Below are 12,894 nucleotides of genomic sequence, written 5' to 3'. Positions count from 1 at the left end.
TGTCCTGTGAGTGCCCACACAGATTGTCTGATAAATTGTTAAAGAGCGTTGCGACTTTATCTTTCGATATTAACCGTTTAGGTCATTGTCGCGAGGTGGCGTATATTACGCTTTCCTCATCGAGAGTCAAGCTTTTTTTTCGCTTATCTTTTCAGATTCTCTCGCCTGCCGTCGTTAGCCTTTTGGGCTTGCCATCACATTCTGTGTTGGCTCATCGTCGGTCAGTGGAGGCGCATTATAGGGAGTCAGAAAATTCTAGCAAGTCTTTTTTTTAAAAAATTTGACGACTGATTATTTTTTACACTTTTGGTGCGTTTTTATAGCAAAAAGGGCCTCTTTTCATGAAAAAAGGTGATAAAAAGGCGACCCTAAGGCCGCCTTGGATTCTATTACCTAATTGAAAAGCGAATAGTTACTGTTTAGCGACTATCTCATCATTCTCCACATCTAAGACTATTGGTTTACCTGGGATCAATTTACCTGACAATATTTCTTGTGCCAGAGGGTTTTCAATCTCTTGTTGGATTGCTCTTTTCAATGGACGAGCACCAAAGATTGGGTCAAACCCTGCTTCACCAATTTTTTCCAATGCCGCAGATGATGCGGTAACTTCATAGCCGTGTTCTTCAAGACGTTTATATAAACGACCAAGCTGGATATTCGCAATGTTTGTAATATGTTCTTTACCTAATGGATGGAACACGACCACTTCATCGATACGGTTAATAAATTCAGGTCTAAAGCTATGTGCTACAACCTCCATAACCATATCTTTCATTTCTGAATAACCGATAGTACCAAAACGTTCTTGAATTAAATCAGAACCGAGGTTTGATGTCATAATAATAACGGTATTACGGAAGTCGACCGTACGACCTTGGCCATCCGTTAAGCGCCCATCATCCAATACCTGTAATAAAATATTAAAGACATCTGGGTGTGCTTTTTCGACTTCATCCAAGAGAATAACAGAATAAGGGCGACGTCTAACGGCTTCAGTTAGATAACCACCTTCTTCATACCCCACATATCCTGGAGGAGCCCCCACTAAACGTGAAACGGCATGTTTTTCCATAAACTCGGACATATCGATACGAACCATCGCATCATCACTATCAAACATAAAGTTTGCCAGTGCTTTACATAATTCCGTTTTACCAACCCCAGTTGGCCCCAAGAACATAAATGAACCTATTGGGCGATTAGGGTCTGACAAACCTGCACGGCTACGACGAATAGCGTTCGATACCGCAACTACCGCTTCATCCTGGCCTATTACGCGCTGGTGTAATTGCTGTTCCATACGTAATAGTTTTTCTCTTTCGCTTTCCAACATACGAGAAACAGGTATACCAGTCCAACGAGCTAGAATTTCAGCGATTTCGACATCAGTCACTTTATTTCGCAGAAGTTTCATACTCTTATTTTCTGCTTTAGTCGCTGCATCTAACTGTTTTTCCAACTCAGGAATACGGCCATATTGCAGTTCAGACATTTTTCCGAGGTCACCACTACGACGTGCTTTCTCCATTTCGTAGCGTGCGTTCTCTAACTCGGCTTTTATATGCTGTGTACCTGTTAATGACGCTTTCTCTGCTTTCCATTCTTCTTCTAATGAAGAATATTCACGCTCTTTTTCCGCTAACTCTTCTTCGAGCATATCAAGACGTTTCTTACTCGCGTCATCGGACTCTTTTTTCAGGGCTTGCTGTTCCAATTTGAGCTGAATGATACGGCGCTCTAAACGGTCAAGCGATTCAGGTTTCGAGTCCATTTGCATACGCAAACTCGCACCAGCTTCATCAATTAAGTCAATCGCTTTATCCGGTAACATACGATCCGTAATATAGCGATGAGATAACGTTGCCGCTGCGACGATTGCTGGGTCCGTAATCTGCACATGGTGGTGCAACTCATAGCGCTCTTTCAGACCACGTAAAATAGCGATTGTGTCTTCAACGCTTGGCTCTGCAACATACACTTTTTGGAATCGACGTTCTAAAGCCGGATCTTTTTCTATATATTGACGATACTCATCAAGTGTTGTTGCCCCCACACAGTGCAATTCACCGCGTGCTAATGCAGGTTTCAACATGTTCCCCGCATCCATGGCACCGTCCGCTTTACCCGCACCAACCATGGTATGCAATTCATCAATAAATAGAATGACATTACCTTCTTGCTTAGCAAGGTCACTCAGTACGCCTTTTAAACGCTCTTCAAACTCACCACGGTATTTAGCACCTGCGATTAAGGCTCCCATATCTAAGGATAAAACACGCTTGTTTTTCAGACCTTCAGGCACTTCACCATTCACAATACGTTGCGCTAATCCTTCAACGATCGCGGTTTTACCAACGCCAGGCTCACCAATCAGCACAGGGTTGTTCTTTGTACGACGCTGTAATACCTGAATAGTACGGCGAATTTCTTCATCACGACCAATCACTGGGTCTAACTTGCCTTGTTCCGCACGCTCTGTCAGGTCAACAGTAAATTTCTTTAACGCTTGGCGCTGGTCTTCAGCACCTTGGTCATTCACTTTTTCGCCACCACGCATTTGTTCTATTGCCTTATTTAAATTCGCTTTATTGACACCGGCTGCTTTAAGCATATCCGCAAGTGATGTATTCGCTTCTAAAGCTGCAAGAAGAAATAATTCAGAGGAGATAAATTCATCACCATTTTTTTGTGCTAGTTGATCACATAAATTTAAATGACGGATCAAATCACTTGAAGGCTGCACATCACCGGCAACCCCTTGCACTTGCGGTAAACGCGAAAGCGCTTCTTCAATTTTTTGTTGCAACTGCCCGACATTGACACCCACCGTTGTCAAAAGAGGTCGTACAGAGCCACCTTCTTGATTAAACAGTGCACTTAATAAATGAATAGGTTCAATAAACTGGTTTTCGCGCCCAAGGGCTAATGACTGGGCGTCAGCGAGAGCTTGCTGGAATTTATTAGTTAAACGATCCAGACGCATAACACCTCCACTAAAAATGAGATTAAAATTGCTTCTGGAGAATAGATGAGGTCTATTTTTATTTATTCAAGTTTATAAATGAATTATTTCATCCATATGGGTTAATTCAGAATAACTCACTAAACACTAGTTATTTACCCATATTAATGAGGCCATGCGCCCCGTTTTTCCCTCACGACGGTAGGAGTAAAATCTGTTTTTGTCACTCACGGTACAAAACTCCCCACCATAAATTGAAGTTACGCCAACGGCTTGCAACTTTTTACGTGCCAATAAATAGATATCCGCTAAAAATTTGTCGCCATGAATAGCAAAACCTGCGGCCAGCTCAGTTGACTGCTTGATAAAAGCGTCTCTGACCTCTGGCCCGACTTCAAATTTGCGGGGGCCAATTGCAGGGCCTAGCCAAGCCATAATTTGATTTCTGGGGCACGAAAACTGAGCAACTGTATTTTCAAGAACACCATCGCATAACCCACGCCATCCGGCATGAGCAGCGGCAACTTCTTGTCCATCATGACTACAAAAGAGAACCGGCAGACAATCTGCCGTCATGATGGCACAAACAACGCCCGTTTGATGAGTGTAAACGGCATCAGCTTGTTTATTTTCAATGTCGCTGCCATCTAAGCATAATACTTTTGTACCATGGACTTGTTCGAGCCATAACGGCGGTTGTGGCAACCCTGCTAATGCCTGAAGGCGGTAACGATTTTCACTGACGGCCATTGGCTCATCACCAACATGATCACCCAAATTTAGGCTATCAAATGGAGATGAGCTGACCCCACCAATACGTGTGGTGCTACAGCATGAGACCTTTTTAGGTTGTGGCCAGTCAGGAAAAATCAATGAGTTCATTACCAATCCATATCGTCTTTGTGCAGTTGATAGTCTGCTTTTAAGGCTTCAATAAGCTCAACCATATCATCTGGCAGAGGCGCATGCCACTCCATTTGAATACCAGAAATTGGGTGATACAACCGAAGCATCGTGGCATGCAGCGCTTGACGGTCAAATTTACGCATCACCTCAAAAAATGCTTCACTCGCCCCTTTTAACGGACGTGGACGCCCACCATACAGAGGATCACCAATAAGAGGATGATTGATATGTGCCATATGGACACGAATTTGGTGTGTTCTACCGGTTTCTAAGCGTAGACGCAAACGTGTATGAGCCCTAAAGTGCTCCATAACCCTATAGTGTGTCAATGCGGGTTTTCCCATTGGATGAACAGCCATATGTGTGCGTTTAGTCGGATGCCGTGAGATAGGCTCCTCCACCATGCCGCCAGCCGTCATTCTCCCAACCGCAACTGCTTCATATTCACGTGTAATTTCACGTAATTGTAACGACTCAACTAAACGAGTTTGTGCAGGAACTGTTTTTGCCACAACCATCAGCCCTGTTGTGTCTTTATCTAAGCGGTGCACAATACCTGCTCGTGGCACATCGGCAATCTCAGGGTAACGATACAATAAGGCATTTAATATCGTGCCATCTGGATTTCCTGCGCCAGGGTGTACAACTAATCCACGAGGCTTATTAATCACGAGAATATCATCGTCTTCATAAACGATATCAAGAGGAATATCTTGTGGCTCCCAACGATTGTCCTCTTCAATTAATGCATCAACTAAAATTTCTTCTCCGCCTAAAACTTTTTCCTTTGGCTTATTGATAACTTTCCCATTAACCTGCACTCTATCATCTAAAATCCACTCTTTTATACGTGAACGCGAATAATCAGGGAACAATTCCGCTAAAGCCTGATCTAAACGTTGACCGAGCTGTGATTCAGCAACAGTTGCATTAAGTTGTACTTGTTGAGCCATAAATTAATCTACTTTTTTAGTGTTTGTGTTTTGACGGCAGTGCCGTTTTATTTAAAATGTATGCTATTGTAACTCGAATTTTGCCGGGAGCCTTACGGATAGTCTCCCTCGAAACACTCAGAGGATAACCAACACGTGATGATACGTATAAAATATCTGGTGGCTGCTGCCACGTTGAGCCTGGTACTCACCGGATGCTCCAGCAATAATGAAGTCAGCCCTGATAGCACTCCGGCTGAAATGTACAGTATTGGTCAGCAAAAGTTGCAGGATGGTAACTACAAAGCAGCCATCAAACAACTGGAAGCATTGGATAACCGTTATCCATTTGGCCCTTACGCACAACAGGTGCAATTAGATCTGATTTATGCTTATTATAAATCAGCTGAGCTACCAATGGCGATAGCAGCAATTGACCGTTTTATGCGTTTAAACCCAACTCACCCAAATATTGACTATGTTCTTTATATGCGCGGGTTAACGGCAATGGCACTTGATGACAGTGCACTGCAAGGTTTCTTTGGTATCGACCGTTCAGACAGAGATCCTCAACATGCACGTGTTGCCTTCAAAGATTTTAGTCAGTTAGTTCGCTATTATCCTAACAGCCTCTATGCTAACGATGCTAGTAAACGTCTTGTTTATTTAAAAGATCGCTTAGCAAGGTTTGACCTTTCTGTCATTGAATACTACAACAAACGCGGGGCTTATGTCGCGGTTGTCAATCGTGCTCAACAAATGTTAAGGGATTACCCAGATACTGAAGCTACCTATAAAGCACTAAAATATATGGAAATAGCTTATAAGCAGATGGGGTTAGATGTCGAAGCTAATAAAGTTAATAGCTTACTCGCCGCCAATGCAAACTAACGCTAGTCAGTAACGATTGAAAACGGCAGCCTCGGCTGCTGTTTTTTTTATTCCAGTATGGCGTGATAAAGATAGGTTCATCCCGAAATAAATTCGGTTCTGTTGATTTTCCAGAGTATTTTTCGCATTTTACGCCAATTGCGAATTTTAACCCAAAAAGAGTACCGACTATTAACCGTATTGATAGTCAACTATTTCAGTTTCGCCCAAGAACCTTAACTTGGCAATCCCTTTCCCTTTCTTTTTTATCCTGAATCACAGTTCAGATCACGAAGTGTAACTGCATTCTTCAAGTGTGACCTATGTCAAGTTTTTTAGATAAATAGTCAGTATTCTGAATACATCAAAGGCGGAAACAATGAGAGGTAACTATATGATAGTGAACATAACTAGCAAACAAATGGATATTACCCCAGCTATCCGAGATCACATTGAAAGCCGTCTGACTAAACTTGAAAAATGGCAAGTCAATTTAATTAGTCCTCATGTTGTCTTATCAAAAGAACCACAAGGTTTTATGGTAGATGCCAATATTAAAACAGCCACAGGAAAACTCGTTGCTAGCGCAAAACATGAAGATATGTACGTTGCCATAAATGAATTGATTAACAAACTCGAAAGACAACTTAATAAAGTGCAACATAAAGGAGAATCAAGAAGAGCCAGCAATAGTGTAAAAGAAGCGAACCTCGTTACGTTATAATTTTATATTATCTACAAACTTATCTTGAAACCTTGCCAACGCGCCTACCATAGGCGCGTTTTTAGTTGAACAGCTTCTTTTTTGTTGACATCTGCTCTTGTATCAGGTCTATTTAAAGACTAGACAAACAATGGTGATATTATTATGCATATGAATTTTGTTTTCTTTTCTTTCTTTAGCTTTAGCCACTCCTATTAGGGGCTTTTGTCGTTTGAGAAAGAAAAGATGACAAGATTTGCAAGCCCCCTAAATTAGGGGGCTTTTTTGTTTCAGCGATGTTTTATAGGGCGGGTAGGATGGATAACAGCACTAATTTACTGAAGATACGAAAAAAAATTAGCCAATTGGACAGCGAACTTCTCGAACTCCTAGCCAAAAGGCGTGGATATGCCGTTGAAGTTGCACAGACAAAATTAGAAGATAACCGCCCAATACGGGATAAAGAACGTGAACGTCAATTATTAGATGTGTTGATTAATAAAGCTAAACCACTAGGGTTAGATGGTTTTTATGTGACACGTCTCTTTCAAATGATCATTGAAGATTCCGTACTTACGCAGCAAGCCATCTTGCAGCAATATTTAAACTTAACACCCAATGACTCTGCGCGTTTCGCATTTTTAGGCCCTAAAGGTTCATATTCTCATATTGCTGCACGCCAATATTCAGCTCGTCATTTTGACCAATTGGTTGAGTGTAGTTGCCATAAATTCCAAGATATTTTCTCTCTCGTTGAAAGTGGCCAAGCCGATTATGGTATTTTACCAATAGAGAATACTAGCTCAGGTGCAATCAATGATGTGTATGATCTATTGCAAAACACCACATTATCGATTGTGGGTGAAATTCGTCTCCCCATCAATCACTGCCTGCTTACCGTTGGGGGCACTGATCTCAGTAAAATAGAAACGGTTTATAGTCATCCGCAGCCATTCCAACAATGCAGTCAATATTTAGCTCAGTTCCCACATTGGAAAATTGAATACTGTGATAGCACTTCAACCGCGATGCAAAATGTCGCCCAACAAAACTCACCGCATGTTGCAGCGCTCGGTAGCGAAGCGGGTGGTGCCTTGTATGGTTTACAGGTTCTCGAGCATAATTTAGCTAATCAGCAAATTAACATGACGCGTTTTATTGTCGTTGCTCAACAATCCATTGAAGTTACAGAGCAAGTACCTGCAAAAACCACATTACTTATCACAACAGGCCAACAAGCAGGTGCCCTTGTTGATGCACTTATCATCTTAAAAAATAATAAGATTATCATGAGTAAGCTCGAGTCTCGTCCTATCAATGGCAAACCTTGGGAAGAGATGTTTTATATAGATGTGCATGCCAACCTACGTTCTGGGAATATGCAACAGGCATTAAAAGAGTTATCAGCCATTACACGTTCTATTAAAGTTCTTGGTTGCTACCCTTCTGAAAATATCGTTCCTGTTGAACCCGAGAAAATCGCGCCATAATCGAGTGACATTGCAAAATATAAAGCCAGTCAATACACACTGGCTTTATATCATCACCAACCTATTTCAATGACATCATCAATAACACCATTATTTTGATTTAATAATGTTATCTATTTGCAAAGTCGATACGGAAATAGTTCACCAATTGTTTAAGGTGCAATGCTTGTTCATTAAGTGACGCCGCTGCGGCAACGGATTCTTCAACTAAACTCGCATTTTGCTGCGTTGTCGCATCAAGCTGCCCAACTGCACTATTGATTTGCAAGATCCCCGAACTTTGCTCATGGCTTGCTTGGCCTATTTCTTGCAAACGTTGATCGATTTCATCGACATTTTTAACCATGTCATTAATTTGAGATTCAACATGTTCAACTAATTCCATGCCTTCCTTCGTCTGAGCGAGAGAATTTTCAATAAGGCCTCGAATATCATTCGCTGAATTCGCACTTTTTTGCGCTAATAATCTCACTTCACCTGCAACAACGGCAAAACCACGCCCATGCTCACCAGCCCTTGCGGCTTCAACAGAAGCGTTTAAAGCAAGAATATTGGTTTGGAATGCAATCGAATCAATGAGATTAATGATATCTGTCATCTGGCTTGATGAAGAATGAATAACCCGCATTTTTTCTGTCACTTGATTCATCATTCGCCCATTTTTGGTTACAGCAACAGCAGTATCTGCCGCAAGCTGCGTCGCTTGATGGGTATGATCAGCGGTATTTTGTACCGTGGATGTAATTTGCTCCATAGAACTCGCCGTTTCTTCTACGGATGTCGCCTGCTCTTCTGTTCTTGCCGCTAGGTTTTGGTTTCCTGCCACAATTTGGCCTGCGGCAGCTGAAATACTCTCGGAGCCATGTTGAACTTCTCTAACTATCTCAAGTAAGCGTGTTTTCATTTCAACTAACGCTTGTAATAGTATACCTGTTTCATCGCGATATCTGGCTGCAACATGTTGTGTTAGGTCTCCCGATGCTATCGCTTGAGCAAAACCAACGGCTTGGCTCAATGGGCGTGTGATCGATTGTGCAATAAACCAGCCCATACCACAGCCTGTTGCAATGCTAATAATCACAAGAGTCGCTAATAACCATTTATTAAAATTATAATTACTTTCTACAACCCCAGCAGCTGCTTGCATGCGTCTATTCTGAACTTCGATGAAGTTTTGAACTCTTTCACGGTACTCACGTTGAATAGCTGACGTATTATTCATCATCTCATCAATAGCAGCACTGCGATTGTTATTATTTAAGAATTCATTTAAGCGGGCCTGAGATTGTAGAAAGCGCTGACGAACATCACGGATCTGAATTAGCCCCTCTTTAGAGGGCTCATCCATTGCGTTTTCATCTAATTCCTTCAAAAGCTGGGCGACGTTTGAACTAATTTTTTTTAGTTCATTTCGACGCCTATCGCTATCTCGATCATCCAGAAGTATCAACTCCTGTATGCCAATATAAGAATAAAAATTATCCATTAGCTGATTAGCTCTAACAGTCATTGGATAATCTTTATAGATGATTGTTTGAATACCGTTGTTGGCTTTGTTCAAGCTGACGAAAGAAAACGCCGAACTCACTAATATAAGTAAAATAAAGAAAGCGAACGCAATGGATAATTTTGCGCTAATTTTCATATCCTTCAAAGACATAGATTCCTCACCGATAAAACTGTCACTTTATGAGAATTAATATCGGTAAATTATTCACTAACTTTATCAGTTAAATCGTTTAATTTATAAATATTCACTCTATAAATAGATATTATTAAAAAATAGCAATATAAATAACTATACAAGTAAATGAGTACAGTATTTTTAATTACAAAAAATCAAAATAAGTGAAATTACGTGTAGATGGTAAAGATCAGGTAGGTAAATTGCGGCGAATTTTTGACGACACATAAAAATGACTCCTTATATAGGAGCCATTTTTAAAAGCTACTTGCGGTTGTCGTTGGCTCTTTGCAACAGCGATTGGCTTTCTTTCATAAAATGGTGAGCATCTTCCCCGAACCAATCGCTTACTTCATTAAATTGTCGAATAAATTCGGCCTTATCTTTACGTTCGAGCATCTCTATAGATTGGCCGAGTAACTGATAGTAACGGCGAATTAATTCAATATTTTCATCGGATGACATAATAATATCAGCGTACAATTGAGGGTCTTGAGCAAATAGACGCCCAACCATTGCCAGTTCCAAGCGATATATAGGCGATGACAACTCTAACAACTGCTGTAGATCCACATGTTCCTGCGCTAAATTTTGACCATACGTAAAAGTTGTAAAATGGCGCAACGCCTGAATAAAACTCATATTACGGTCATGATCACTGGCTGTAATCTTTTTCAAGCGGGCTCCCCAAACCTGTAATTGCTCTAGGAACCACTGGTAAGATTCGCTATCTCGGCCATCACAAAAGGCAAATACTTGTTTAGCAACACTTCCTACATCAGGACCAAACATGGGGTGTAAGCCTAAAACAGGTCCTGCATGCGCTGCTAACATCGCTTTTAAAGGCTTATCTTTAACCGATGCAATATCTATGAGGACTGTTTCTTTATCCAATTTTGGCAGTCGTTCAATTACCTGTACTGTCAAATGAATCGGTACACTGATAATAACAACGCTAGCACCAGAAAGAATTGACTCTGCTTGCGCCCAATCCTGTTCACCCAGCGTTTTAACTTGATAACCTGAGAGTGTCAGTAAACGATTAAACAAGCGCCCCATTTTGCCATCACCACCCACAATCACAATTGGGCCAGCATCAGGTTTCAGGGTTTTAAATCCTTTATCATTTTCGCGAGCGTAAGATTCTCTCATCACGCGGCGAAGAATATCTTCTATTAAATCAGGCGGTATCCCCATCCGTTCTGCTTCTTGGCGGCGAGCAGCCAACATGCTTGACTCTCGTTCAGGGACATAAATAGGCAAACCATGTTGGCTTTTGACTTCACCGACTTCAGCAACCAGTTGTAAGCGTTTAGCCAACAAATCTAATAACGATTTATCAACCTCATCAATTTGTTCTCTCAGATGAGATAATTCAGCAGACATACCTATACCTTGTATCAACTTGCAATTTCAAATTTTTCAGCACGTTCGTCAAGCACTGGCTGCAATGCATGATGGAGCTTACACAATACTGTTTCGGTTGTTTCCCAATCAATGCAAGCATCGGTCACTGACACGCCATATTTCATTTCGCTACGTGGCTGTTCAGAACTTTGATTGCCTTCATGTAAATGGCTTTCTAACATAATACCGGTTATTGACTTATTTCCATGAGTAATTTGCTCGATGATAGAGTCAACAACCAACGGTTGACGCCTGAAATCTTTATTCGAGTTACCGTGGCTACAATCAACCATCAATGACGGTTCAAGTCCAGCTTTACGCATTTCAGCTTCACAGGCAGCAATATCTTCTGGGCTATAGTTTGGTGTTTTACCGCCACGCAAAATAACATGTCCATTTTCATTGCCTTTTGTATGCAACAAACTCACTTGACCTGATTGATTAATTCCCATAAAACGGTGAGGCATAGACGCCGCTTTCATCGCATTAATCGCTGTCGATAAGCTACCGTCGGTACCATTTTTAAATCCTACAGGCATTGATAGACCAGATGCCATTTCACGGTGTGTTTGCGATTCTGTTGTTCTTGCACCAATGGCAGACCAACTGAAAAGATCACCTAAGTACTGAGGATTATTAGGATCCAAAGCCTCTGTCGCCAAAGGTAGCCCCATATTAACAAGGTTTGTCAGCAAGTCGCGAGCAATATGTAAGCCTTTTTCCATATCAAACGAACCATCCATTAATGGGTCGCTAATTAAACCTTTCCAGCCAACAGTTGTACGAGGTTTTTCAAAATAAACACGCATCACAATATATAAACTGTCATTCAATTCAGCAGCAAGTTTCTGTAAACGTTGGCCGTATTCAATAGCCGCATCGACATCATGAATAGAACAAGGGCCGCATACCACGAGTAAGCGTGGGTCGCGTTGATGAATAATATCAGCAATGACTTTACGCGAAGCCGCGATGGCATGCAGGTTGCTGTGACTCAGTGGAAATTTTTGTTTTAGAGCCTCAGGTGTAATTAATACCTGTTCATCACGAATATTCACATTATTGAGTACATCTTTTTGCATGATCATTTTTATTACCTGCTTAACTGTTTATATATTGTGTTTGTGTGCTGGTTAATAACATACCATGGAACGTAAAGATTACAATCCAAAACTGTAAAATAATTACAGTGATGTAAATAAAAATGAACACAAAGATAACCAATTGAAAAAGCAAACAATAAAATATCCACCTCTTTTATTAACGCTCAAAAAACACACAAACAGAAAGAGAGTGTAATCATAAGTTTACAATTTGGTAATGGTATGAAATGAGACAGATCAAATTAATAATATCTTAATAAATAAGAATCGGAATCCTTAATGATTGTTGAAAAGGATCACTCTTATCTGTCCATGTTGCCGGTAAGCAGTGTATAAGTGAGATATTGAGGGATTGATATAGCTGAAGGAGTGCAACCAGCAATGTACGGGCCGAAAGATGACAGAGATATAAAGGCCCGCACTGGGGCGGGCCTTATATTCTTTCGGATGTAGCGAAAGCGTATTACTTGGCGTTCAGACGCTCTTTAATACGAGCTGCCTTACCAGAACGCTCACGCAGGTAGTACAGTTTAGCTCTGCGAACGGCACCACGACGTTTAACAGTGATGCTATCTACGACTGGAGAGTGAGTTTGGAATACACGCTCAACACCTTCGCCGTTAGAAATTTTACGAACAGTGAATGCAGAGTGCAGACCGCGATTACGAATAGCAATAACCACGCCCTCAAATGCCTGCAGACGTTTTTTAGAGCCTTCTACGACCCATACCTTAACTTCCACAGTATCACCCTGACGGAATGAAGGTACGTCCTGCTTCATCTGCTCTTGTTCAAGTTGTTTAATAATGTTGCTCATAATAATTCTCTTACCCT

The 12,894-nt window shown here is 41.2% G+C and carries 10 protein-coding genes and 1 other annotated feature; of the genes, 3 read left to right on the top strand and 7 right to left on the bottom strand.

Translation table 11 applies throughout. The features are described 5' to 3' along the window. Positions 1-412: 412 nt before the first annotated feature. From clpB to rluD, 3 genes are all read right to left on the bottom strand, one after another. On the bottom strand, positions 413-2,986 hold the full coding sequence (gene clpB / locus G3341_RS04485) for an ATP-dependent chaperone ClpB (RefSeq protein WP_154624344.1): 2,574 nt from the start codon (positions 2,984-2,986) through the stop codon (positions 413-415). A 126-nt stretch (positions 2,987-3,112) separates the two neighbouring features. Further along, on the bottom strand, positions 3,113-3,847 hold the full coding sequence (yfiH, locus tag G3341_RS04480) for a purine nucleoside phosphorylase YfiH (protein WP_163860775.1): 735 nt from the start codon (positions 3,845-3,847) through the stop codon (positions 3,113-3,115). Next, positions 3,847-4,824 carry a 23S rRNA pseudouridine(1911/1915/1917) synthase RluD gene (rluD, locus tag G3341_RS04475; protein WP_154624346.1) on the bottom strand — a complete coding sequence of 326 codons (978 nt, stop codon included), beginning with the start codon at positions 4,822-4,824 and terminating at the stop codon, positions 3,847-3,849. The genes yfiH and rluD overlap by 1 nt, the downstream gene beginning before the upstream one ends. 138 nt (positions 4,825-4,962) lie before the next feature. On the opposite strand from rluD, the gene bamD reads away from it, so the two are divergent. The 3 genes from bamD to pheA all read left to right on the top strand — a co-directional run bounded on the left by bamD (position 4,963) and on the right by pheA (position 7,866). Then, positions 4,963-5,694: an outer membrane protein assembly factor BamD gene (bamD, locus tag G3341_RS04470; protein WP_154624350.1), complete on the top strand. Its 732-nt coding sequence runs from the start codon at positions 4,963-4,965 to the stop codon at positions 5,692-5,694. A 373-nt stretch (positions 5,695-6,067) separates the two neighbouring features. Further along, positions 6,068-6,397, top strand: a complete 330-nt coding sequence (gene raiA, locus G3341_RS04465) for a ribosome-associated translation inhibitor RaiA (protein ID WP_154624347.1) — start codon at positions 6,068-6,070, stop codon at positions 6,395-6,397. A 140-nt stretch (positions 6,398-6,537) separates the two neighbouring features. Further along, positions 6,538-6,666, top strand: a sequence feature (Phe leader region). Positions 6,667-6,693: 27 nt separating this feature from the next. Continuing rightward, the gene (gene pheA, locus G3341_RS04460; protein WP_167520911.1) at positions 6,694-7,866 is read left to right on the top strand and encodes a bifunctional chorismate mutase/prephenate dehydratase; all 1,173 of its coding nucleotides are present in this window, start codon (positions 6,694-6,696) and stop codon (positions 7,864-7,866) included. A gap of 109 nt (positions 7,867-7,975) precedes the next feature. Here pheA and G3341_RS04455 read toward each other — a convergent pair whose 3' ends face one another. The 4 genes from G3341_RS04455 to rplS all read right to left on the bottom strand — a co-directional run bounded on the left by G3341_RS04455 (position 7,976) and on the right by rplS (position 12,877). After that, positions 7,976-9,526 (bottom strand): methyl-accepting chemotaxis protein, encoded by a 1,551-nt coding sequence (locus tag G3341_RS04455; RefSeq protein ID WP_163860774.1) that lies wholly within the window; start codon positions 9,524-9,526, stop codon positions 7,976-7,978. A 288-nt stretch (positions 9,527-9,814) separates the two neighbouring features. Further along, a complete protein-coding gene (gene tyrA / locus G3341_RS04450) occupies positions 9,815-10,936 on the bottom strand; it encodes a bifunctional chorismate mutase/prephenate dehydrogenase (RefSeq protein ID WP_163860773.1) in 1,122 nt (373 codons plus the stop codon). 14 nt (positions 10,937-10,950) lie between these two features. After that, entirely contained in the window at positions 10,951-12,045 is a 1,095-nt protein-coding gene (locus G3341_RS04445) for a 3-deoxy-7-phosphoheptulonate synthase (protein WP_167520910.1), read from the bottom strand. Positions 12,046-12,523: 478 nt separating this feature from the next. After that, entirely contained in the window at positions 12,524-12,877 is a 354-nt protein-coding gene (gene rplS, locus G3341_RS04440) for a 50S ribosomal protein L19 (RefSeq protein WP_154625119.1), read from the bottom strand. Between the last annotated feature and the right edge of the window lie 17 nt (positions 12,878-12,894).

Source organism: Providencia vermicola (assembly GCF_010748935.1).
GTDB classification, from domain to species: Bacteria; Pseudomonadota; Gammaproteobacteria; order Enterobacterales; family Enterobacteriaceae; genus Providencia; species Providencia zhejiangensis.
This window is presented reverse-complemented; position numbering and strand designations above follow the sequence as displayed.